We start from the raw sequence: 25,485 nt of genomic DNA, 5'->3' as shown, positions 1-25,485 counted from the left end.
AACCTGTAACAAGTTAACAATGTTCCTTTGTCTGGGCCTATCAGTTGTCAGGGCCTATCAGTTGTCAGGGCCTATCAGTGTTTTTTTGACGCGTAGGGATTCACCAGATCATCAACAATAGTCTTCAAAACTTCTCTTAGCTGACCTTCGTCCCCCCCCATAAGGACAGCATCTTCCAGTGCGTCTTGCGAGAGTTCTCTTATTTCTTCCAGATTTTCATTCAAGACTTTGATCTTTTCAAGGCAGGAAAGAGGTTCTCCATCAGGTTGGCGCCAGACAGTTAATGATTTCGACTTATCTGTCATGATTACGCCACCCTTAAGATTCTCTTTTGAAATCTATGATCAATCGCTATCAGCGGAAGAGAAGACAAAACGACCAAGAAGGTCCATTAGATTTACAAAACCCTGGGTATCATCAATTGATCCACCGGCTTCGATGTACTCGTCTTCTCCACCAGGTTCAAGACTAACGAAATTGCCGCCCAGCAAACTATCAGAAAGAATGCGTGCCGAAGTTCCTTTGGGGAGCTTGACATCCTCATCAATCAAAAGTGTGACAACAGCAAAATAGGTATCTTTGTCAAGTTCCTGACGAAGAACAGTTCCAACCTTTACCCCAGCGATTTCAACATCTGTGCCTGAAACCAAACCACTTGCATTATCAAACTCGGCAACAACTTCATATCCCGCAGAAGATCCACCCGAATTGTTACTAAAGGCATAGAAGCCAAAGGAAACAGCAACAAGCAAAACAAAGCCGCCAATAATTGTTTCAACAATACTTCTATTCATCAAGTTCACCTGTGATAAGACAAATTAATTAATAAAATAAAGGCAGAAGCTCAGAAAAACCAACCTCAGCCTCTAATAATAAAATTTATTCAGGTTGCCAGGCATCATAATCGCCAGAAACACGTGGGCGTTCGCCTGCTTTTAACATACTTCCCTGTGGACGGTATGCTTCGGCTGTACCTGTTTTATTTGGCTGATGTTCTTGCTGCCAATCATGTTTGGCATACCCACCTTCTGGTGGTAATTCATCCGTTGTATGATGGATCCAGGCATGCCAGTCAGCAGAAACACGACTTGCTTCAGGTTCACCGTTATAAATAACCCAACGACGTTCGGACCGCAGGCTATTCTTATGTACTTCACTGCCGCCCTTTGTGCGATAGAACTTGTTACCGTCCTGATCTTGTCCAACCAACTCACCTTTGAGCCATGTAAACAGACGAGTTCCAAGAGGAGTTCCAGCCATATCTCTTCCTTAATTGAATTGGGTTCTAACCCTATTCTTATATATCTGTCTTATGAACAGCTACTTAAAGTAACCGCTCTTTTTAATAAATACTAAGCATCGTTCGCGAAACGCTACTTGTCGTTCTGCGCTGAATATTACACTGCAACCTCTTTCAGTCCAGCCTAAAGGGCGCAAAAATGACGCAATTTTTACCCAGCTATGCCTCTGTACCCTCTTTAGACACGCTTGCCAGCCCTTCCTGTGCACAGATCATCTCCCAATCTCCTTCCTCAATCTGGTAACCTTGTTCTGCAATATCCTGATTTCTGGCAATCTGATCTGCCGGATTAAATAAACGCGCAGGCGCAGAGGAAACACCGGCTTCAAGCCCCTTAATCATATCCAGATACAGCTGGGGAAGATCCAAAACCAAAATCGTACAGCCTGATACCTGCTTATCCGATTTTGCCTGATCTGATTTAGTCAGGGCGCTTACAACCAATTCCCCGATATTGCTTGGTGTGATACCCTGCATAAAAACATCATGACTAACGGGGAGGCCATACAGTTCTATATAAAGATCTTCGTCATCCCCCGGTACACCAACAATACCACGGCTATTGCCATAAAGCTCTGTCAGGATCTGCCCCTCTTCAGAAACAGGATCAACCATAAAGGTCGCAAAACAAGCCAAACCGTCCTGCACAGTTTCCTCAACAAGTTGTCCCAAGCCAACCAAATCACAAACGCCGGAAATAACGGCAAGCCCCATACCTTGCTCTTTTGCACTAACGCTGGCTTTTTCCAGTGCCTGAATGCCGGCAACTGCCAATGATTGCCCATTCGCATTCAGGAATACGGCATTCCCCTTTTCAGTTACCTCTTCAATCCTGGTCATATCCGTTCGGCTATAGGCATCATTATTCTTAGCCAAAAAACGAATACCACAACGATGAAGGCGTTCAGCCCATTGTATCATGGATGAAGCCCGATCAAGGGTAATTTCCTGTGCTCCTCTTGCCTCAAGGCAATCTTCAAGCCTGTCGCGGAAATCTAATAGGGAAACTCTCATAGAGCCGTTCTCACTCCGGTCTTTTTGATCTTCTAATTACGCCGTATTAATCTGGAACTTAAATAACATAGACAACCGGATGATACACGCTCTGATGCCTCTTTGATTGCAGGCCAAAAGTCACACCCCGGAAAATTCATTAAATTTCGTTAGCTCATAGATACATATCGTAAATGCTTTTCCTTGCAGCACTCAGCAAAAAAAGCTTTAGTCATCATCAAATAATATCAACTGGTAGCCAGACAGCACTGTATAAATAAAGGTATCCGTTCTCAAAGCACTACTGATTCCTGCACTTTTTTATAGAATATTAGCGAGAGGCCAAAGAACATCCCAAAGAACGTCCCAGTGAACAATGCACAAACAAAAAAGCCGCCACTCGCTGGTATTGTCACAGGTCTTGCAGGAGGTACTGCCTTTGGGCTAATCACACCAGTCTTCCCCTTTGCTCATAGCCTTGGGGTTACAGCCAGTAGCGCAACGATCATACGCTTTATCATTGGCAGCCTGATTATGGCTGCCATAATTCTTGTCACCAAAAGCACATTGACCGTACCTAAAAATAAAATCCTGCCTCTTTGTAGCATGGGATTACTTATTTTCGGTGTCACGGTCTGTTATCTATCCGCCGTTACCTACATTCCTGTTAGCCTCGGTGCCATTTTATTCTACACCTACCCTGTTATTGTCACTGTAATCGATCCACTACTGCAAAGACGTTTACCAAGCCTTATCCAACTCGGTCTTTCCATTCTCGCGTTTACAGGCATCACGATTGCCCTGGGTACAAATATAGAAGAGCTGGATTGGCGGGGTGTTCTGTTTGTTATGGGGGCTGCCTTTTCCATATCCGGCACGCTAATTGTCAGCAGATCAGTGGTAAGCCATGTCCCCAACCTGACAATTGTATTTTATGTGAACATTGTCGCAACGGCCTTGACTTGCCTGTATCTTCTTTTCGATGGCAATGTCAGTTTGCCGAACGAATGGTCAAATCAATGGTTTGGCTGGGTTCTTTCGATAACAATTGCCCTACTTTACCTGCTGGCAACTTTGGGGCAAATCGCAACTGTCAATTTTATTGGCCCTTCCAGAACAGCCATGCTCTTTAACATAGAGCCAGTGATTACAATCATAACAGCCGTCATTGTGTTGCACGAGACCTTAAATCAGCCCCAGATAATCGGATCAATTTTTGTTTTAAGTGCCGTTGTTATTTCCTGCTATCGACCGGTTAGAGTAGCAGCACCCTAATCCAGAGAACCAACCCTCGTGTCTCCGCAACCTTGCACTCTCATCATGGCAAATTATTTCACGATTTTTTTCTGTTATTACAACTTATTGGTTAAGCCTATATTTTTCAGATATTTATGGTAATACGATCTCATAATCAGGAATTCATCGTGAAATGTAATTGTTTAATTTTCTTTTTACTGACACGAATCGGTAATGAAAACCCGGCAAAATTCACACTGGGATATTCCGATCAGATTCGAAATTCTTTGAGATATTTTTTTCACGTTTTTAAATAAATAAAATCGCATTTTATATATCTGTTAAAGAGTTTGATTTTTCCGCCACTTTTCAAACACAATAGATTTCGTCCTCTTCTCATCAACAGATTTATCCACAGGCTTATTCAAAACCGGGTACATACAAAATAGTGTGTCAATACGCAAAATAGTGATGACGACAACCAAATATTGTGGTTAAATCAATTCAGATCAACAAAATGTGCTTCTACTCGCAGAAACCCGCAGAGTTCTGAACTTGTGGGCTGAGTGATACGAGTGAGTTCTGGGACAGGATATCAACACCTTTTTTCCAGAGCTCTATTAATGAGTCTTGTTATATTTAAAGGGGATACGGCATGCGCATCGCACGTCGCTTTACGGAAACCGGGAAAGATGTCTACGACGCAATTGAGTTTCGCTTCACAACCAGTGAAATCAAAAATCCGGATGGCTCTATAGTCTTCCAGGCTAAGGACATTGAAGTTCCAGCTAACTGGAGCCAGGTGGCATGCGATATTATCGCGCAAAAATACTTCCGAAAACGCGGTATCCCGCAAAAACTTAAACGAGTAGAAGAAAACTCTGTCCCGTCATGGTTGTGGCGCTCAGAACCAGATCATGACGCAATGTCTGACATCCCCGAAGACGAACGCATCATTGGTGAAACTTCTGCCAAACAGGTTTTTGACCGTCTGGCAGGTACCTGGACATACTGGGGCTGGAAAGGCGGCTACTTCGATAGTGAAGAAGACGCCCGTACCTATTTTGACGAAATGCGCTATATGCTCACCAATCAGATGACGGCGCCAAATTCTCCACAGTGGTTCAACACCGGCCTGCACTGGGCCTATGGTATTGATGGCCCCGGACAGGGACACCATTATGTCGATTACAAAACCGGCAAGCTCACCAAATCAAAATCATCTTATGAGCATCCACAGCCCCATGCCTGTTTCATCCAGTCCGTTGATGACGATCTTGTAAATGAAAACGGCATCATGGATCTTTGGGTTCGTGAAGCGCGTCTGTTTAAATATGGTTCAGGTACAGGTACAAACTTCTCTCGTGTTCGTGGTGCTGCAGAACCTCTTTCAGGTGGCGGGAAATCTTCCGGCCTGATGAGCTTCCTCAAAATTGGTGACCGTGCCGCCGGGGCAATCAAATCCGGTGGAACAACACGACGGGCAGCCAAGATGGTAACCGTGGATCTGGATCACCCGGATATCGAGGAATACATCAACTGGAAAGTTGTCGAAGAACAGAAAGTTGCCGCCCTTGTAGCCGGCTCAAAAATCTGCCAGACACATCTGACCAAAATTATGGCAGCGTGTAATACAGATCAGCTCTCGGGCAAAGACCGGGTTGATCCGCGCAAGAACACCACATTGAAAGCAGCCATCAAATCTGCGCGCAGTCACGAAGTTCCCATGAGCTACGTTCAGCGCGTTCTTCAATTCGCAGAACAGGGTTTCACAAACATTGAGTTTGAAACCTACAACACGGACTGGGATTCAGATGCCTATCTGACAGTATCCGGCCAGAATTCCAATAACTCTGTGCGTGTTGCCAACGGTTTCTTCCAGACACTTGAAGAAGATGGCGACTGGGATTTAATCCGTCGTTCAGATGGGAAAGTGCATAAAACGGTCAAGGCGCGTGATCTTTGGGACCAGATCTCACACGCAGCCTGGGCCTGTGCTGACCCCGGCATCCAGTATGACACCACGATTAACGAGTGGCATACCTGCCCTAAGTCCGGTCGCATTAACGGCTCTAACCCTTGTTCTGAGTACATGTTCCTGGATGATACAGCCTGTAACTTGGCATCCATGAACCTGATGACCTTCCTGCGCGAAGACGGCAGCTTTGATATCGAAGCTTACATCCACACAACACGTCTGTGGACTATTGCGTTGGAAATTTCCGTTTTGATGGCACAGTTCCCGTCAAAATCCATCGCTCAGTATTCTTATGAGTTCCGTACACTAGGTCTCGGTTTTGCCAACATCGGCGGCATGTTAATGTCCACTGGCGTTTCTTATGATTCAGACGAAGGCCGTGCAATCTGTGCGACCCTAAGCGCGATCATGACCGGTACAGCCTATGCCACATCTGCTGAAATGGCGGGTGAACTCGGCGCGTTCAAACGCTACGACCTCAACAAAAAAGACATGCTGCGCGTGATGCGTAACCACCGTCGCGCTGCCTATGGCGAAGAAGCTGGCTATGAAGAACTCGAAGTTCTTCCTGTGCCAATCGTCGCCAAAGACTGCCCGGATCAGAAAATGGTCGAAGCAGCCAAAGCCGCTTGGGATCAGGCGCTAGAGCTTGGTGAAAAGCACGGCTATCGTAACGCACAGACCACTGTGATTGCCCCGACAGGAACAATCGGCCTTGTTATGGATTGTGATACCACAGGTATCGAGCCTGACTTCGCGCTTGTGAAATTCAAAAAACTTGCTGGCGGTGGCTACTTCAAGATCATCAATCGTACTGTTCCCGGTGCTCTCGGTAATCTTGGCTACAGCGAAGACCAGATTAACGATATCATCAAGTTTGCAGTTGGTCATGGCACGTTGAAGAATGCGCCAGGCATCAACCACGAAGCCCTGAAAGCCAAGGGCTTTACAGACGAAGCGGTCGAAGCGGTCGAAGCTGGTCTTGGCAGTGCCTTTGACATCAAGTTCATTTTCAATAAATGGACCCTTGGTGACGATCTGTGCAAAAATGTACTGGGCTTCAAGGATGAACAACTCAACGACATGAACTTTGACATGCTTGTTGAACTGGGTTTCAACCGTAAAGACATTGATGCCGCAAACATCTATTGCACAGGCTCCATGACCCTCGAAGGTGCACCGCACCTTAAGGACGAACATTTACCAATCTTCGATTGTGCGAACCCATGCGGTAAAACCGGCAAACGTTTCCTTTCTGCCGAAAGCCACATTCGTATGATGGCCGCATCCCAGCCGTTTATTTCCGGTGCGATTTCCAAAACAATCAACATGCCGGCAAATGCGATTATCGACGATTGTAAAGATGCTTACATGCTGTCATGGAAACTCGGCTTGAAAGCGAATGCGCTGTACCGTGACGGCTCCAAACTGTCACAGCCTCTTTCTTCCGGTGTTCTTCTTGAACTCGACGAAGACGAACAAGAGGCAATGGAAGAAGCATCCTCTTCAAAACGTGTCGAAATTGTTGCCGAACGTATCATTGAACGCGTTATCGAAAAAACAGTTACCGAGCGTAAGAAGCTTCCATCTCGTCGTAAAGGCTATACACAAAAAGCCATCGTTGGGGGTCACAAGGTTTATCTGCGTACGGGTGAGTACGAAGATGGTGCCCTGGGTGAAATCTTTGTCGATATGCACAAAGAAGGTGCCGCCTTCCGCAGCCTGATGAACAACTTCGCCATCGCAATTTCCATCGGTCTGCAATACGGTGTTCCATTGGAAGAGTACGTCGAGGCCTATACCTTCACCCGCTTTGAACCGTCAGGCATGGTCGAAGGGAACGATGTCATCAAGATGGCAACATCCATCCTTGATTACCTCTTCCGTGAATTGGCTGTTTCCTACCTTGGTCGTAATGATCTCGCCCACGTGGAACCCGCAGACATCACGCCAGACACGCTGGGTAAAGGCACTGGCGAAAGCACACCGCCAAAGCCTGAAGATGCTGTAGCAGAAACAGTACGTCGTGTTGCGTCCACAGGTTACGTCCGCAACAAATTGATGGTTGTAAACGGTGGACGCCCAACTGAAGAAATCGTGGCTTCTGCGGCAACAGCCGAAGCAACTCAGGAAATTGCAACTCCGGCCCCGACAACAACGGAAACTGTTGTGGAAACAACCACAACAAAAGCAGCAAACCCACGCATGGAAAAAGTTCGCGAAGCCCGTATGAAAGGCTATGAAGGCGACTCTTGCCCCGAGTGTGGAAATTTTACCCTTGTCCGTAACGGTACCTGCCTGAAATGCGATACCTGCGGCGGGACAACAGGTTGCTCCTAAGAGAGCAGTTTTTCAGTCATCGTGGTAAAACACCGTGAGGGATGACTGATAGAGCAGCGGTGAGCGCGACAGGATCCAGATCTCTCTTGTCGCTTCCCGCTTCTTCGCAGCAAAAAGGGTGGCCCCGGCCACCCTTTTTGTATGACTATATCCCCAAGCCTAATTCAAGTCTCACAATAGGATAAATGAATATCATCGGATGCCCAACTAAGGCATATAAACAAGATAACAAAAGAGAATAAGCTACCGATTTAATCTGTAGTTTCTGCCTTTTGAATAAGAAAAAATTCATTAAAAACACTGCAGGAATCAAGAAAAAGTAAGCGTAAAAGACAAAGTTAAGCCTTCCTGCTGACATTATCTCATAATATTGAATCACAGATGGGACTGCTAAACAGCTTCCCCATATAAGATAGGGCAGTAAATTGTATAAAAATAACTTCAGTCACAAAGACATTTTGATATTCATTACCTCCCCCTCCTAACCTCACTATAGAATCGATTTCTTAAAAAGGTGTGAGAAGCCTCACCGCAAAGATCAGTAGAACATAAACGACACAATGTTCCTCAAATGCGATAGCAGGGTTTAAAAATCCTGTTTTTTCCTGCTCTTTTGCGAACTTTGCTTGCGTCTGCAAGCAGGAGAGATAAAATTCGCGCAGTTTTTTAAGTTGAGAAGAGCAAAACATAAAATCATCTATGCAAAATCATAGAGTTGTTTGTTCTTGTACAAGCTTGAGAACACGTCCCCGGAACACTAAACGAGATCCCTGTGAAAAGGGACGCGTTCTTAAAAGGTAACGTTATAAAACGAATAAGGATAGAGTCATGACTGGTACAGTTGATGCCCGTTTGAAAGAACTTGGAATTGAAGTCCCTCAGCCTGCAAAAGCAGTTGCAAACTATGTTGGTTACGTAACATCCGGCAATACCGTTTTTATATCTGGCCAGATCACGATCAAAGATGGTGAAGTCCTCTACAAAGGCAAGCTTGGTGACAACATGTCTGTTGAAGAAGGTCAGGAAGCGGCCCGTCTTTGCGGCATCAACATCATTGCACAACTTAATGCAGCAACAGATGGTAATCTTGATCGCGTGAAGCGCATCGTCAAACTTGGCGGTTTTGTAAATTCTACACCTGACTTTGTTGATCAACCAAAAGTCATTAATGGTGTTTCTGACCTGATGGTTGAAGTTTTTGGTGACAAAGGCGTGCATGCCCGTGCAGCCGTTTCTGCGCCTAGCCTGCCACTTGGCATTGCGGTTGAAGTCGATTGTGTTGCTGAGATTGACTAAGATATTTTTCTTCGGGTAGGAATCCTCGCAAAAATCAAAACAGAAGAAGCGAATACAACAAAAGGCAGGCGCGACAACCTGCCTTTTTGCTTTTTTAAAAACGAGGAAAATCAAGATCTTATTCAAAAGTAACCTCATACTCTCTCTAAACCTTGTATCCACAAGCCTATCTTCCTATTTTTAGCAAACAGCATTCCTACCCCGCTTTGATTAATCAGGTCTTGAATGAGCCAATTGCGCGTTGAAGTTCACCCCGGCATAAACAGCATTCCTTCAGAAGCTTGGGATCGCTGTGCCCAGAACGATGCGCTAGATAATAATCCCTTTATTTCCCATGCCTTTTTATCAGTACTGGAAGAAAGCGGCTCCGTCAGCGCAGAAACGGGGTGGCAACCTCAACACCTGACGATCATGGGCGATAACGGCAATATAATTGCCTGTGCGCCACTCTATCTAAAAAGCCATTCCTACGGTGAGTACGTCTTTGACTGGAGCTGGGCAAACGCTTACGAGCGAGCGGGACGTGCCTATTACCCCAAACTGCAGTCCGCAGTTCCCTTTAGCCCGGTGACAGGCAAACGCCTGCTCATCGCTCCGACCACACCGGAACAAACAAAAGAGCTACGTCTGGCCCTCATCAATGCCATGCTGCAAATCCTGCAACAGTACGAAGCTTCATCCCTGCACCTGACCTTTACCACTGAACAGGAATGGCACGAACTTAAAGCCGCCGGATTGTTGGCCCGCACCGGGATGCAGTACCACTGGGAAAATAACAACTATCAAAACTTTGACGATTTTCTTGCCGCCCTGTCTTCGCGCAAACGCAAAGCCATTAAAAAAGAACGCCGCGACGCACACAGCCATGGTCTGGAAATAAAAACCTTAACAGGTAGCGATCTGACCTCTGAAATCTGCGATCAGTTCTATCAACTCTACCTCAGCACAGTCGATAAGAAATACGCGCACGATTATCTCAATCGTGATTTCTTTCAGCTTTTGGGATCAAAGCTCGGCAAAAAAGTTATCCTGAGCACCGCGTGGGATTATTCATACGCCAGTCCAGTGATGGTGGCCGGCGCGCTTAATCTGCTCGGCGGCGATACACTCTATGGCCGCAACTGGGGTTCCCACGGCCATTATCCAAACCTGCACTTTGAGCTATGTTACTATCAGGCTATAGACTATGCCATCACCCATGGCCTCAAGCGTGTAGAAGCCGGAGCGCAGGGAGAACATAAAATTCAGCGCGGCTATCTACCAAATAGAACTTACAGTCTCCATGGTATATCCGATCCCAATTTCCGCGATGCCATTGCCCGCTTTTTACAAAGCGAAAACCCTGCAGTTGATCGTGAGATCGAAATGCTCTGCGAACTCCGCCCTTTCAAAAAGTAACTTCGTTACCGTTCTATATATCGGTAATGCCCGGTCATTTTATAATCAAACAGCATATTTTCGAGCTGCGGTCCGAAACCAATATTGTGAACGACCAATGGCACGCCGCTGGATGATTTTTGATTACTGATGATACCTATATGCGGCAATGATCCGCTCTCGTTCAAGTTCCATGTCACCAGATCGCCCGGCAGATAGTCAGCGGCATCCTTGGATAAAGGTAACGATTGACCATGACGGGTAAAGAAAACCCGCAAATTCGGAACACGGCGATGATCAATGTTTCGATCCGTTGACTTCAATCCCCATATCTTTGGATAGCTGGCAAAATTGGCCCGCATGTCTTCGTGCACCAGCTTTTGCAGGTCAATCCCCAGCGCCCGATAACTTCGGATAACCACATCCGTGCAAACACCAATATTCGCAGGTACGTCACCACCGGGATAAGCAATCGAATAATAACTGCCATCATAAATAACATTCTGAGTTGTGCGCTCCAGGGCGGCCTCGGCAAGACTTTGTCCAGTGAAACTTTCGGCCCAGACAGAGCTGGAAAAAGCCAGAAATGTTCCGATACAGACAGTTGAAAGAATAGGCCTTTTCACCATCAAATCCCCCTACAGGTTCGTATACGATCAATATCCATGGAAACAAACTTTGCAGAAAGGTTTGCTTAAACTGTGGCAAGTTTGTGCCATTTTTCCCTGGATTGCCCCAATCAGTTCAAAAAATCTGCTCAAACCTTTTCTACCTTCGTGTACCATTAACGTTATTTCTTTTGCATTCATGACCAACGCGCTTTCTTCAAGCGCCCAATTATACATTTCCTTTAAGGGGGAGGAAAAATGATCGACTTTACGACCGTACTGGTCATTCTGGCCGTCGTCCTGTTTTTAGGCGTTTGCGCCATTGTCGGGCTTGTCTGCCTGCGCTGGCTCTATGGCCGCTATGCGCAACAGGCTTCCGGATTAACGGGGGATCTGGGTGGAAAAATTGCCAATAGCAATCCACTAATGATTAAAGCAGTTATCATTGGTTTCCTGACATTGATGATGCTTATTCCTACCGCTCTGGTTCACGATCTGATGCAGGAAAGGCACAACCTCTATCGCTCGGTCATACATGAGACTGATCAGGAATGGGGACAACAACAAACCCTCGCCGCGCCCGTACTTGTTGTTCCCTACACGACAGAAACGCGTATTACCGACAGTGACGGCAAAGATCGGATTGTTGTGGGGCAAGACAAGCTCGTTGTCCTGCCCGACCAACTCAAACTAAACAGTGATCTTGCCCATGATTTCAGAGAGCGTTCTATCTATAAAAGTCTGGTTTACACTGCTGATATAAAAGGCTCTGCCAACTTTCGTCTGGACCCTCCCCCGATCAAAAACCTGCAAAAAATCCATTACGATCAGGCCTATGTTGCCATCGCCCTGACCGACAACAGCGGTATTGGCTCTTCCCCGGCAGTTCGACTGGATGGAAAAAAGCTGGAACTCATGCCTGGTACAGGTTTACGCACCGCTTATCTGGGTAGTGGTTTTTCCGCAAAGCTTGACCCTTCACAGGACTTTTCCAACTTTTCCATTCAGTTTGATACCACCTTGCGAGGTAGCAGGAACATCAGTGCCATTCCTTTGGGTATGAACACCCATATTGAAATATCAGCAGACTGGCCCCACCCAAGCTTCCGACAGTTCCTTCCCAAAAATCGGGATATCACAAATGAGAGCTTTCGTGCCGCATGGGAGGTCAGTCATCTATCCCGTAATTACCCCCAAATTTTTCGAGATTCAGACGATTTGAATCTTGGCGAAATCATTGCCGAAGCTCAGCTTTTTGAACCCGTCTCGCACTACGGTACATCCATTCGTGCAGCAAAGTACGGCATCATGTTTGTCGCCCTGACCTACCTGATGTTACTGGCCTTTGAATTTACCCGGGGCATACGATTACATCTGGTACAGTACTTACTGGTCGGTGTATCCCTGTCCATCTTTTACCTGCTGCTGCTAACACTGTCCGAGCACATCAGTTTCTATATCTCCTACACTCTGGCAGCGCTTGTCACTGTTCTTTCCATATCCAGCTATATTACCGCTGCAACAAAAAACCGTACCAATGGTTTGGCAATTGGCAGTCTGCTCACGGTTCTTTATGGCTTTCTCTACTCTATTTTGCAGATGGAAGACTATGCCCTGACCATGGGCAGCAGCCTATTGTTATTGGTCTTGTTGGTAATGATGTACATGACCAGAAATCTGAACAAAGACTCAATTGAAAAGCCAAGAACAAAAGAGTTAGATCAAGAGGTATTAGAAACATAAGTTATTATTTTCGGGCAGAAGAAGTACTTTCTTCTGCACCTCTTCTGTCCGAAAACATATTGTGCAAAAATGCGAACAACTTTTGCACTCAACCCTTCCTAAAAATCCCCCAAAGTAGTGCTTCATACTATTTTTACAAATCATGCCTACACTGATGACAGAATCTTAAGAATCAAAACATAACTTAAAGTCATTCGTGTGAGGGATTAATCTCATGAGCTTTTCCTTGTTTAAGAAAAAGTTTGATTTTGTCGAAGAGAAGAACCAAAGTCTCGGCCTGAAAATAGCTTTAATATCCCTCTGCATCTGCTTCATAGTTGGCAGCATTGTCTGTTGGTACATGGGGCAAAGCCTGACCAAACTTGCGCTGAAAGAACAGCAAGAAAGACTGAACAACAAAGCAGAACTCGCTTCTTTCAGTGCCTCGGTTGCTTTATGGAACTTTGACGAAGATGCAATAAATTCCTTGGTTACCGGCCTGATAGAAGATCCCGCTGTTCAAGCTGTGACAATCCTCAACGAAGACAAAGAAGTCATTGCGCACAAATCAGCGCCAGAAGTATCACAACATACTGAATCTCTTTTTGACAAACTTATCAGAGATACAATTGTTAGCTTTACATACAAACACTTGGAACAAATATCCATTGATCTTTTCTATAAAACACAAACAATTGACGGCTTTTCCAAAGAACCTGTTGGAATGCTAATCGTTGATGGTTCGATAGAATACCAGATCGAAGATATAACCGTCCTTGTAAGTTATCTCGCTCAATCAATTTTTACAATCAGTGCGATCATCTTCTTCACCACGCTTCTTGTTACTTACCTATATGTCACAAAGCCTTTGTCACTAATCAGCAAAAATATTCTTGCGCTTGATCCTGATACACCATCGCAATACGAACCCGTAAAAGTCAGCCGTTTTAATAAAAGAGATGAAATCGCACATATTGCCAAAACACTAAAAATGTTTGTCCGCCGCCTGGTCAGTAGCAATAAACAGATCAAGTCTTCAGAACAGAGATTTAAAGACCTCCTGGAGAATTCGCTACAGGGTTTTGTCGTCACAGATGAGGATAATAAAATTGTCTATTCCAATACTGCTGCCGCCAAAATTTTTGGATATGATACTGCTGAAGATTTCATCAATCTTGGCGATTATGCAAAAACCTTTGTCGATCCAAACGATCTGATATCACTCAATAAAATGCCAAAGGAAGGCCATATACACTTTGCTGCCGAAAAACGTCTGCGCCATGATGGTACGCCAATATTTCTGGATACCAACATCAATACAATTGAATGGCATGGCTCGTTGAAAAAGCAAGCTGTTATGCTCGACGTCAGTTACCAGATACAAGCCGAAAAAGAATTGAGGTCTCTGGCAACACGAGATACTTTAACCGGATTGCCCAATAGAACACTAATTATTGAGCACATCACACAAAAGGCCAGAATTTCTCATAAACACAACTTTTATATCCTTTATTTTGATATCTCATCTTTCCACAAAATCAACGAACTCCTAAGTCGAGAGGTTGGTGATGAAATATTAATTGAAATTAGCCAGAGACTGCAAAAACTGTTGGGCGAGGATTGCACACTTGGCCACCTTGGTGGCGGGCACTTTATTCTACTCTCCCCCCCAAACCTGTCTCATCGACAACTGAATTTCCTGCGCGATGAAATTCTTGAAACCTTGAAATTCAAACACACAGCCAGTCACCCGGACTCACCGCAGGAAAAAACCACTTATAATCTGGATTTGGAAGCAACATTTTCAGCCTGTGTTTATCCAAAAGATGGCCAAGATGCCGAAATACTCCTGAGCAAATGTGAGCAGCTCAACAAACATGCGAAACAAGAAAAACTGACTGGTATTGAAGTTTTTGATCCCGAACTCGACAAGAAACTGCTTGAAAACATTCAAATGGAGAAGCAAATATCTTCGGGTATCGAAAACAACGAATTTTTCCTCCTCTATCAGCCAAAAGTTGATGCCGACAGCGAGCAACCAGTTGGCTGTGAAGCCCTTGTCAGATGGCAAACTCCACAGGGGCCTATTTACCCGGATCAATTCATTCCCATTGCCGAAGAAAGCAGACAGATTATCCCGCTCGGGACAAAAATCATGCATCTCGCCGGTGAACAGATTGCTAAATGGCGAGACCAGCACTTTACCCCCGGGCACGTTGCAATCAACGTTTCTGCCGTTCAGTTACTCCATGGCGATGTCTATGGGGATTACCAGGATATCGTTGAACGCTATAGCCTCAATCCTGGCGATGTCCAGATCGAAATCACAGAAAGTACCACTCTTCAGCAGTTAGAGCTGATCACCCCAATGCTTGCCAAATTGAGGGAGGCAGGAGCAACCATTGCCATTGATGACTTTGGCACGGGCTATTCTTCCCTAAGCTACCTCAAAGAACTACCGGTAACACATCTCAAGCTGGACAGATCTTTTGTGAAAGACTTACCAGAAAGTGATGCTTTGGCAATCGCCAAAGCAATTTCAGGTCTGGGGCATGCTCTCAACCTAACCATTATTGCAGAGGGCGTGGAAACCAAGGAACAGGCAAACTATCTCAAGTCACTCGGGTACGATCAATTCCAGGGATATCTCTACGCCAAGCCCCTACAACCGGAACAGTATTCCGACTTTTTAAACCGCATTTCGCAAAACGATAACCAAGCCATTCCCGATATAGAACAAGTCGTTGATGTTTGAGAATACTCACACATAAAACGTACAAATTATCACTGCAAAAATATTTCGCTAACTCCTCTAAAAACGCACATACTTAGGCCACTTAAACATTGCAGCAATACTTTCATATACCCGGCTTTGAGAATATTTATCTCGAAGACAGCTGGCTCCTAAACATTAAGGAGACCAAAACAGAAATATCATTTATTGCCGAAATAGCTTTGCAGGAAGAACATCCTGCTTACCAACCGCCAAACGTGAATGAACAGTATTGTTATAGGATAGGGAAAATCACTTTCAAGAATTTACAATCTGTAGTTTGGCATAAGAAAAACATGATCTACACTACAGATATTGATGGAAGTCAAGATATTGGAAACATAGATACCTTCACCATATCCTCGAAAAAATATTACCTTACTGGTGATTGAGGAGAAATAGAAATTAGATCAAATATCCCCAAAATTGAATGGCTATGACAGCATAATAATTCGAGAGTTTATCTTACCAATGACTCTTTACATTTCTCTCAAAAGAAAAGGCCCCGCATTTTGCGAGGCCTTTAATTAAGTAAGCAGCCTATCAGGCTTTTTCTTTCCGCCTTGATTTTTTGGGTCCGGATTTCTTTTCATCCGGAAAGCTGAAACTAGGCTTGTTGTCCTTAATATCAATACGAACAACACCACCACGGGTCAGCTTGCCAAATAAGAGTTCTTCAGCCAGTGGCTTTTTGATCTCGTTCTGGATCACACGGGCCAACGGTCGTGCCCCATAGAGCGGATCATAACCTTCCGTTGCCAGCCACTTCTTGGCCTTTGGTGATAACTCAAAGGTAACCTGACGGTCAGCAAGTTGAGTTTCCAGTTCCATAATGAACTTGTCGACCACCTTGGCCATAACGACCGGCGACAGGTTCTTAAAGGGAATGATCGCATCCAGACGGTTTCTGAATTCTGGTGTGAAGATCTTGTTCACAGCCTCTTCATCATCACCGATCCGTACTTCGCGCCCAAACCCAATTGCAGGTTTCGCCATATCCGCAGCACCAGCGTTGGAAGTCATGATCAGGATCACGTTCCGAAAATCAATGGTCTTGCCATTATTATCGGTCAAGCGGCCATTATCCATAACCTGTAACAGGATATTAAAGATATCCGGGTGCGCCTTTTCAATTTCATCCAACAACAAAATGCAATGTGGTGTCTTATCAATGGCGTCAGTCAACAGGCCGCCCTGATCAAATCCGACATAGCCCGGCGGCGCACCGATCAAACGAGAGACCGCGTGACGTTCCATATACTCGGACATATCAAAACGGGTGAGTTCAACACCCAATGAATGAGACAACTGCTTGGCGACCTCTGTCTTACCGACACCAGTTGGACCAGTGAAGAGGTAACAGCCGATTGGTTTTTCCGGTGTCCGCAAGCCGGCACGGGCTAGTTTGATCGCGGACGCAAGCGAGGTGATTACCTGATCCTGTCCGTAAACCATGGTTTTCAAATCGCGCTCAAGATTTTTGAGCACAGACTTGTCATCCTTGGAAACTGATTTCGGCGGGATGCGGGCGATCTTGGCAACGACAGCTTCAACGTCTTTCACGCCCAGCGATTTTTTGCGTTTATCTTCAGGCAAAAGCATCTGTGATGCGCCAACCTCATCAATCACATCAATCGCTTTGTCCGGTAGTTTCCGGTCACCAATATAACGTGCGGAAAGCTCTACAGCCGTACGTAAGGCTTCGCTAGAATATTTCACCGCGTGATGCTCTTCGTAATAAGGCTTCAGGCCTCGCAAAATCTTGACCGCATCTTCGATGGAAGGTTCTGCCACATCAATTTTTTGGAAGCGACGCACCAACGCCCGGTCTTTTTCAAAATGGTTGCGATATTCTTTATAGGTTGTCGATCCAATGCAGCTAAGTTCACCATTCTGCAGGGCAGGTTTCAACAAGTTTGAAGCATCCATAGAACCACCAGAAGTCGCCCCGGCACCAATGACGGTGTGGATCTCGTCAATAAAGAGAACCGCACCTTCCATAGCCTCGATTTCTTTGACGACGCCTTTTAAACGCTCTTCAAAATCACCACGATAACGTGTTCCAGCGAGAAGAGATCCCATATCGAGAGCAAAGATTTTAGTTTCTTTCAGAACTTCAGGAACTTCACCATCCACAATCTTTTTGGCTAAACCTTCCGCAATGGCTGTTTTACCAACACCAGGATCTCCAACATACAAAGGATTGTTTTTTGTCCGACGACACAGAACCTGAATTGTGCGTTCCAGTTCCTGCTCGCGTCCTACCAGCAGATCGATTTTCCCGTCTTTCGCCTTCTGGTTCAGATCAACACAATAGGCATCGATAGCTTCACGTCCTTTGGTTGCCTGGCTCTCGCCATCTTCCATCAGGTCGTCTGCTCCGTGAATAGTCCGGGTTTCTTCCAACCCTTCGACCTTTGTGATGCCATGGCTGATATAGTTCACCGCGTCCAGTCTACTCATTTCCTGTTCTTGCAAGAAAAAGACTGCGTGACTTTCCCGTTCAGAGAACATGGCAACCAAAACATTGGCACCAGTAACTTCTTCACGGCCGGATGATTGCACATGTATTGCTGCACGTTGCAAAACGCGCTGAAAACCTGCTGTCGGCTTTGCATCACCCAGGTGAATGGTGGTCAGATTGGAAAGATCGTTATCGATGTAATCCAGCAGATCTTCGCGTAGTGTTTCAATTTCCACACCGCAAGCTCTAAAGACTGAAATGCCATCCTGATCTTCTGTAAGCGACAGCAACAGGTGCTCTAGCGTGGCGTATTCGTGCCGACGTTCATTGGCATAGGCCAAGGCTCTGTGCAGTGTCTGTTCCAGATTGTTTGATAGCATTGCCATAAATTAACTTCCCTTCACAATCATCGTGATCTGATCGTTTGAGCTGACTTATCAGCACTTCAATATGTAAACATCATACATTTACGAATACCGAGGTCCCAATACCCTAATATCAACCCAATCTCTTTGATCATTGTTACAAACTATACCTAGGGAGAGTATGTTCGCTCAACAAGGCGTTGGATAAATAACAATTCCTTTATCGCCTGTAATCATGGCCAAAATAGGTACGTTTCCCCGAAATCACATATTTTATCAGGGCGTTACCTAAATCGTACAAAATTATTGTAGAGATAAAAAAAAGAAGAAAGGGTAAAAATATCGAGAGAAATTTGAATTTTTTCAAATTTTAGATAGATGGGGACAAACAGCCCCCATGTTAAATATCAACCAGTAGCTTTATTCTTTTTCAATAGTACATTGCAACGGGTGCTGATTTTTTCGGGCAAAATCGACAACCTGTGTTGCTTTTGTTTCTGCAACATCATAGCTGAAAACGCCACAGATCCCGACACCTTTTTGGTGTACCTGAAGCATGATACGCGTTGCATCATCATGATCTTTGCCAAAAAACTGTGTCAGAACATGAATGACAAATTCCATTGGCGTGTAATCATCATTCAACAATAAAACTTTGTACATCGACGGACGTTTGGTTTTCTCGCGTGGTTTTACGAGAATGTCATCCGACGTGCCAAAATCATCATCACGCTCTTTTCCACTCATAGAGAAACTACCTAATCATTCCTGATCTTTTAACGATAATCTTTTCAGCGATATCTCAATAATCGCGTTAAAAGATCTACAGTTTTATTATGTATTGGTAAACAGGCAACAAAATTCAATAACTCGCAAACTTAAGCACCCCCCGAAAAACCGCCAAGTCTGCACATGGCACATGATACCCTGCCACCAACAGCATTATAGTATAAGGTGCCCGCATTCTCTCTTCAAGATAGAGAGCTATGATGAAGAGTTATTTTCACACAAAAAGCCCTGCAAAATACAGGGCTTCCGGCGTTACCTAAAAACGTGCTTTTAACTTTAAGCAGCGGCTTTTGTCATTTTCTCAACAGCTTCAGTAACCTGCTTGCGAACCGGCTCAACAGCTTCGGTTGTCAGCTTGGTTGTAAATGTTGTCAACTCATTACCATTTTTAACCATAGCATCAAAAGATTCGCGTGCAAAATTAGACTGAATGTCTGTTACTTCGTTAAAATCTTTTGCGCCAAGAAAAGCTTCTGCAACAGCAAAGTTCTTTTTCATAGCATCCTGTGCCATGCCCATGAACATTGAGTTCAGCTTTTGATAACCTTCGGAAATACTGTTGCCTGACTTAGCAGCCAGTTCAACATTTTCTCTACTTAATTCAGCTGCACTTTCACACTGTTTGTATAGAGTATCCATAACTTTTTCTGCCTGAGCTTGAGAAAAAGAAAAAGCCTGCTCATAACCTTTAGCAGCAGCGTCCATACTTGATTTCATTATATTCTCCACGGTATCAGTTCCGTTAATAACAGTATCTTTACCAGTATTCTTTGCGTTAGCTTGTGTAGCCTTCGCTTTACTCTCAGTCGTATCTGCCAACTTTTTCTTGGTTGTTGTCACCTTAGTCTCCTAGGATCAGTTCGTCTTCACAGCGTTCCACCTGTATTACCTCTTTCCGAGGCAAAGATTTAAGGCTGCCTTCGCTCTTAATTCAGGGCGGAACGTTCATCCTCCCCAACTGACAACTCACTCATGCTGCAACGCAACATTGATATTAACATACACATATAATTTAGAATTTCAAGGACAATGCTGCAATGCAATAAACACATAACGCTATTGCAACCAAACTGACACATAGCAACTAAAGCGAAAGCAACGCCAAACCACTAATCTCTATAGCTGTATTCGTGTCACTGCAGGGGCAACAACGGCCATAACTACAAGAAGTTATCAAGATTATTCAGCTTGTGGCATTGTTATGACATCCCTGTTCGACCCGCAATCATACCCCGAATGGCGTATGACCTTCCCTATCCCTTCTTCATATAATTTCCAGGCTTTACTCATGAAGCCCTGAATTTTTGTGTGTGGTTTTTGAGTTAATTGGGAAAATAGAGAGGAAGCAAGATGGGTGCGCCAAAAGGACTCGAAGGACAATTTTACTTTTTTGAAAGGGACATATATTCCCTTTCCGAAGCCAAGAAATTACGCGATGAACAGGGATATGTGGAAGCAACCTTTACGGCAAGATCCCTGAATTATGGCGAAGGCACTGGCTGGGAACCAACATCATTTAGTGACTTTCTTGGCAATGATATCGACAACCTCTCCACCTGGGTCCCCAATCAAAACCTTGATCATTTTATGGTATCCCTGACCGGATACGTTTACCTTGATGCTGGCAGTTACAATTTTTCAGCATACACAGATGATGGCTTTGAGTTAAAAATTGGCGGGCAGGTTATCACTTCCTTTGAAGACCTTCGTGCACCTGGGCGAAGCGAAGGACAGGGTCGCTTTGAAAGCGGCCTCTATGAAATAGAAATCACCTACTTCGACAACCGTGGTGGTAGCTTGTTACAAATAGATGCCCAAAAAGATGGATCAGCTGACAACATTTTTGATGGCAGTGCTTTTTACAAAGTCCCCGAACAGTATTTCGGTGATGAAAATCTGGAAGAAAAAACAGATGAACAGGGGCGTTCCTACCTGACAAAAGTGCCTGATACCATACCGGTACTCGCCGCCGATACAGCCACGGTTAATGAAGATGGCAGCGTTATCATTGATGTCCTGTCCAATGATTATGATGCTGATGGTGATCAACTCTATCTTTCTTACGCCTATCAAGCTGAACACGGCGAGGTTACAGCAAATAGCGATGGAACAATAACGTACAGGCCCAATGCCGACTTTAATGGCCAGGATACATTTCGTTACAAGGTCGCTGATGAAGACGGTAATTTCATCCGCCAAAATGTCACTGTAAACGTTACTCCTGTGAATGATACGCCCGAGCTTTCGGCTGAAATCTCCGTAGGTGAACTGGTAGAAGGTCAGAATCTTGAAATTAATCTGGCAAGCTATTTTACCGATAAAGATGGCGATCAGCTAGGCTTTACAGTTACAGGTGCTTCTTTTGCAAATATCGAAGGAAATATTCTTCGTCTCACCCCTAACAAAGGACACAAAGGTGATTACACAATTACCATTCAAGCACGTGACCCAAGTGGCGAGATAGCAGAAACCAACGTAACTTTTCATGTAACACCACAAACGGCCGAAGATACAGTTCCGGTACTAATTCCTGACCACGCAGAAGTCATAGAAGATACCTCTGTTATCATTGATCCAATGGCTAACGACAGTGATGCCGACGGCGATACGCTCTCTCTCATACAGGTTTTTCCTGCAGAGAACGGGACCGTTTCTATCAACCCGGATGGAACGGTTACCTATACACCAGACGATAACTTTAACGGTGTTGATACCTTTCGCTATCAAGTGCAGGACGAAGATGGCAACATACTCGAACAGGATGTTTCCCTGACCGTTACTCCTGTCAATGACGCACCAGTACTTACAGACATTATCCATATTCCAAGCCTTGGAGCTGGCAACGATATTCTAATTGATCTTTCGTCCAGTTTCACAGACCCGGATGGCGATATCCTGACCTTTAACGTTGTAGGCGCTGATTTTGCCTCCATAGAAGGCTCGAACTTGCGTCTCTCCCCCGCACAGGGACAGGAAGGCCAGCATGACATCGTTATCACGGCAACAGACAATAGCGGTGCACATATCACAACCTCTGTCGAATTTGATGTTACAGAAGATCCTGTCGATCCTGACCCGGATCCAGATCTTGCTGAAGGACTGCAACACCCCTCTGTAGCCCTGAACTTGTCTGCTGTTCGGGATTGGGGGTCTAACCTTCCCTTCCTAGATTTAATGAAACAGGCAAGAGAGTGGGTTGTTACCGAAGAAGGTAGCTGGTGGGGCGGCATAGATATGCAGGAAGTACGGGATGCCGGTCTGGAAGACACTCATGGCTGGATAACCGAAATGCCTGATGGTGCCTGGCGCCTGACGTCAATTGTCATGGATGTAAAGGCATCAGAACACAATCCGGAAGTTACAGCAGGTGAATACACTCTACGCTACGAAGGGGAAGGAGAAATCAATCTTCAGGGTCATGGTTTAACCGTTCTATCCCGGCAGGACGGGGAAATCACCTTTGAACTTTCCGGAGATCAGCATTCAATTACCGTCCACGTAGATGGGACAGATTCCAATCAAACCGGTGATTACATCAAAAACATTTCGGTCGTAAAAAGTGACTATCTGGAGCTGTACGAAACTGGAGAAATTTTCAATCCGCAATGGCTGGATCTGGTTGAAGACTTCCGTGTCCTTCGCTTTATGGAATGGATGAATACCAACGGGTCTGCGGTCAAAGAGCTGTCAGACCAACCTCAAGTCGATGACCTTGCCTGGAACCGCGATGCCGGTGTACCACTGGAAGTGATGGTCGAACTTGCCAACCAAACCGGGACAGATCCATGGTTCACAATCCCGTTCCACGCCACAGATGAATACATCCGAGAGTTTGCAGCTTATGTAAAAGAAAATCTGGACCCTTCTTTAAAAGCCTATGTGGAATATTCCAACGAAGTATGGAATTACGGCTACGGCTTCTCTCAAACCGAGGATGCGAACGTTCTTGGCCGTGAACTTTTCGGAACAACATTCGGTGACCATCCGCACCGAGAATATTATGGATACAGATCTGCACAGGTTCAGGATATTTTCCGCGATGCTTTTGGCGATACAGCTGATGAACAGTTGATCAGCGTTCTCGCAACGCAAACCCGTAATGACGACTGGCCTCTGTACACAGCTGTACGCGGCGCAGAAGTTTACGCTGAATCTGTTGGCAAATCTGTATCTGAACTTTTCGATGAAATTTCGACAACCTGGTATTTTGGTGGAGGCTTCGGGTCACCCGCCGCTCACGGCGGTTTCGCCGAACAGGTCATAGATTGGATTGCCGCATTCGGCGAAACACGCGCCAAAGACATGATATTTGAACAGCTTTCCGGAACAGCACAACATGTGGACATGACCGGACAACCTGACTGGGCTTCCCCGCCAACTATACAAACAGCTTTGGATTACATTCGCGTACAGGCCGAATTTGCCCAACAATATGGCTGGACCGTGAATTCCTATGAAGGCGGCTCACACATGGTCGGCACAACATTGGATGTTATGGATGCTCTATCAGAGTTTTTCCAAGAATTACATGTGGACCCAAGAATGGGGGATCTCTATGCCCAAGTTTACGAAGGGTGGCTGGACATTGAGGGCACAACTCTTTTCAATCAGTTTCAGGAAGTCGGCGTACACAGTAATTGGGGAAGTTTCTCTGCATTACAGGATCTTCTTGATAATTCCCCGCGCTGGGATGCCTTGAAGGAGTTTAACGAAGAAGCCCCGGACTGGGCGCAAAGACCAGAAGGAACCTTTGATCAGGGAGTACGAATCTTTGGCATAGAAGCGGCCGAGACACTGACAGGCACAGTCGAAGAAGACTTCTTAATCGCAGGCGACGGTAACGATATTTTACTGGGTGGTGCAGGTAATGATGGTTTACACGGCGGAGATGGCAACGACATCCTGATCAGTGGTAATGGTTCAGATACTGTTCTTGGAGGCAGTGGTGCGGATCGTTTTGTCTTTGACTCTTTAGATCATGGCCAGGATGTGGTCAGAGATTTTAATCTTGCCGAAGGGGATATCCTTGATATCTCTGATCTGCTCTCCTTTGATGGACAAGATAATATCATCCTGGAAAACTATATCAGATTGGATGAAGTCGAGGGCGATACAGTGTTAATGGTCAATAGTACTGGTAATCAACAAGCTGAATATCAGGCTATTGCCCGGTTAGAAGGTATAACCGAATTAGGTAGTCTTGATGACCTGGCTCAAAATGAAGTTATTCTCATAACCACCTAATGGTTTTAATCAAGAAAAAAAGACCTGATGATCGATTATGCTGACAGAAATCATTTCACTTAATAGCTCAGTAAAACAGGCGGGACAACTAGCCCGCCTGTTTTTGTTTTTTCTCCTTTATCAAAAGCCTGTTACAAGACCATTGTTCCCCACTTCAAGGTCAAAGTGTTTGCGTTTTTCCGCCCTGGATTGATGCAGTCGCGCAATATGTTTACCACCGACATCTCGAAAAGGATTAACCGCAACACCGGTTCCATCATGCTTCAAAAGGAAAGGCATAAAGGCCAGATGCTCAAAACCTTCTGGTGTTTTTCTCCAACCATTATAAACAAAGGCCCCATCATAGCAGAGTGCTGAGACCCAATAGAAATCGTCTGATCGCAAACGTGCTCCTTTTGTTATTGGTTCTCCGGCACCAGATACCTTCAATAGAGATTCCAGTTCGTCCATTTCTGAAACAGAAAGAATAGTTGTCGATTTTTCCCAACCAAATTGCGCCAAAGGATCAGACAAAGAGACTTCTGTCACATCAAGCCCATGACCTTCCTGAACACGGGAAATCATTTCAGCGGCTTCACCTGGCTTTCCTTTGATCTCATAGCTGCGAATCTGCTCGTCATACACGGCATTATATATTAACCGATATTCCGTAAGCCCTGGTGCACAGCGCGCACGGATGTCATCTCCGCCAACATAGCTGAACCAGGTTGCTTTTTGGGTATAGGGTTTGTCGATATTCCCTTGGTATGTACACCCCGCAGCAATTAGAAGCGGCGAAAGTACTAAAGGTACAAATTGAGCTAAACGCATTTTATCCTCAATGTATAAAATTAACCAATTTTCCGCCATTTTTGCCATTTATTAACATTGGCATTGTATCTTTACACATTCTCAAGATAAATATGTCATCCTAATGGCAGCTGGACAGAAGAATCGATTTTATGTAGAATCCTTCTGTTTTAAATGGTTAGCAGATGTATTTGAGTTATAACATTCGATA

16 protein-coding genes are annotated in these 25,485 nt (G+C 45.1%); 7 read left to right on the top strand and 9 right to left on the bottom strand.

From position 1 onward, the window contains the following. Nucleotides 1-74: 74 nt before the first annotated feature. The 4 genes from D9A03_RS10015 to D9A03_RS10000 form a co-directional block, all read right to left on the bottom strand. On the bottom strand, nucleotides 75-305 hold the full coding sequence (locus D9A03_RS10015; RefSeq protein WP_120497050.1) for a hypothetical protein: 231 nt from the start codon (nucleotides 303-305) through the stop codon (nucleotides 75-77). Between the two features lie 39 nt (nucleotides 306-344). Continuing rightward, the gene (gene mlaD / locus D9A03_RS10010) at nucleotides 345-794 is read right to left on the bottom strand and encodes an outer membrane lipid asymmetry maintenance protein MlaD (protein ID WP_120497049.1); all 450 of its coding nucleotides are present in this window, start codon (nucleotides 792-794) and stop codon (nucleotides 345-347) included. 85 nt (nucleotides 795-879) lie between these two features. After that, entirely contained in the window at nucleotides 880-1,260 is a 381-nt protein-coding gene (locus tag D9A03_RS10005; protein WP_120497048.1) for an NADH:ubiquinone oxidoreductase subunit NDUFA12, read from the bottom strand. A gap of 199 nt (nucleotides 1,261-1,459) precedes the next feature. Beyond that, a complete protein-coding gene (locus tag D9A03_RS10000) occupies nucleotides 1,460-2,314 on the bottom strand; it encodes a hypothetical protein (protein ID WP_120497047.1) in 855 nt (284 codons plus the stop codon). A 348-nt stretch (nucleotides 2,315-2,662) separates the two neighbouring features. Here D9A03_RS10000 and D9A03_RS09995 point away from each other — a divergent pair, with 348 nt between their 5' ends. The 4 genes from D9A03_RS09995 (at nucleotide 2,663) to D9A03_RS09975 (ending at nucleotide 10,541) form a co-directional block, all read left to right on the top strand. Beyond that, complete coding sequence (locus D9A03_RS09995; RefSeq protein WP_120497046.1) at nucleotides 2,663-3,568, top strand: DMT family transporter; 906 nt, start codon at nucleotides 2,663-2,665, stop codon at nucleotides 3,566-3,568. Nucleotides 3,569-4,184: 616 nt separating this feature from the next. Next, nucleotides 4,185-7,847, top strand: coding sequence for a vitamin B12-dependent ribonucleotide reductase (locus D9A03_RS09990; protein ID WP_120497045.1), 3,663 nt, complete (start codon nucleotides 4,185-4,187; stop codon nucleotides 7,845-7,847). 828 nt (nucleotides 7,848-8,675) lie between these two features. Then, on the top strand, nucleotides 8,676-9,143 hold the full coding sequence (locus D9A03_RS09980) for a RidA family protein (protein ID WP_120497043.1): 468 nt from the start codon (nucleotides 8,676-8,678) through the stop codon (nucleotides 9,141-9,143). Nucleotides 9,144-9,368: 225 nt separating this feature from the next. Next, complete coding sequence (locus D9A03_RS09975) at nucleotides 9,369-10,541, top strand: GNAT family N-acetyltransferase (protein ID WP_120497042.1); 1,173 nt, start codon at nucleotides 9,369-9,371, stop codon at nucleotides 10,539-10,541. Nucleotides 10,542-10,546: 5 nt separating this feature from the next. Here the strand turns inward: D9A03_RS09975 and D9A03_RS09970 are convergent, their stop codons facing one another. Continuing rightward, the gene (locus tag D9A03_RS09970) at nucleotides 10,547-11,149 is read right to left on the bottom strand and encodes a DUF1287 domain-containing protein (protein WP_120497041.1); all 603 of its coding nucleotides are present in this window, start codon (nucleotides 11,147-11,149) and stop codon (nucleotides 10,547-10,549) included. Between the two features lie 237 nt (nucleotides 11,150-11,386). Between D9A03_RS09970 and creD the strand changes: the two genes are divergently transcribed. Together creD and D9A03_RS09955 are read left to right on the top strand one after the other, a co-directional pair. Continuing rightward, the gene (gene creD / locus D9A03_RS09960) at nucleotides 11,387-12,871 is read left to right on the top strand and encodes a cell envelope integrity protein CreD (protein ID WP_120497039.1); all 1,485 of its coding nucleotides are present in this window, start codon (nucleotides 11,387-11,389) and stop codon (nucleotides 12,869-12,871) included. A 214-nt stretch (nucleotides 12,872-13,085) separates the two neighbouring features. Beyond that, the gene (locus D9A03_RS09955; RefSeq protein ID WP_120497038.1) at nucleotides 13,086-15,605 is read left to right on the top strand and encodes a bifunctional diguanylate cyclase/phosphodiesterase; all 2,520 of its coding nucleotides are present in this window, start codon (nucleotides 13,086-13,088) and stop codon (nucleotides 15,603-15,605) included. A 561-nt stretch (nucleotides 15,606-16,166) separates the two neighbouring features. Here D9A03_RS09955 and clpA read toward each other — a convergent pair. From clpA to D9A03_RS09935, 3 genes are all read right to left on the bottom strand, one after another. Beyond that, a complete protein-coding gene (clpA, locus tag D9A03_RS09945; protein ID WP_120497661.1) occupies nucleotides 16,167-18,467 on the bottom strand; it encodes an ATP-dependent Clp protease ATP-binding subunit ClpA in 2,301 nt (766 codons plus the stop codon). A gap of 405 nt (nucleotides 18,468-18,872) precedes the next feature. Continuing rightward, entirely contained in the window at nucleotides 18,873-19,199 is a 327-nt protein-coding gene (gene clpS, locus D9A03_RS09940) for an ATP-dependent Clp protease adapter ClpS (RefSeq protein ID WP_120497036.1), read from the bottom strand. A gap of 318 nt (nucleotides 19,200-19,517) precedes the next feature. Next, nucleotides 19,518-20,081 (bottom strand): phasin family protein, encoded by a 564-nt coding sequence (locus D9A03_RS09935; RefSeq protein WP_120497035.1) that lies wholly within the window; start codon nucleotides 20,079-20,081, stop codon nucleotides 19,518-19,520. Between the two features lie 510 nt (nucleotides 20,082-20,591). Between D9A03_RS09935 and D9A03_RS09930 the strand changes: the two genes are divergently transcribed. Then, on the top strand, nucleotides 20,592-24,485 hold the full coding sequence (locus D9A03_RS09930) for an Ig-like domain-containing protein (protein ID WP_120497034.1): 3,894 nt from the start codon (nucleotides 20,592-20,594) through the stop codon (nucleotides 24,483-24,485). Nucleotides 24,486-24,605: 120 nt separating this feature from the next. Here D9A03_RS09930 and D9A03_RS09925 read toward each other — a convergent pair whose 3' ends face one another. Next, entirely contained in the window at nucleotides 24,606-25,295 is a 690-nt protein-coding gene (locus D9A03_RS09925) for a hypothetical protein (RefSeq protein ID WP_162938072.1), read from the bottom strand. Between the last annotated feature and the right edge of the window lie 190 nt (nucleotides 25,296-25,485).

Source organism: Kiloniella sp. EL199 (assembly GCF_900313065.1).
In the GTDB taxonomy this organism is placed as follows: Bacteria; Pseudomonadota; Alphaproteobacteria; order Kiloniellales; family Kiloniellaceae; genus Kiloniella.
Note: the sequence above shows the minus strand (reverse complement) of the source record. Positions and strands in the feature narration are given on the sequence as shown.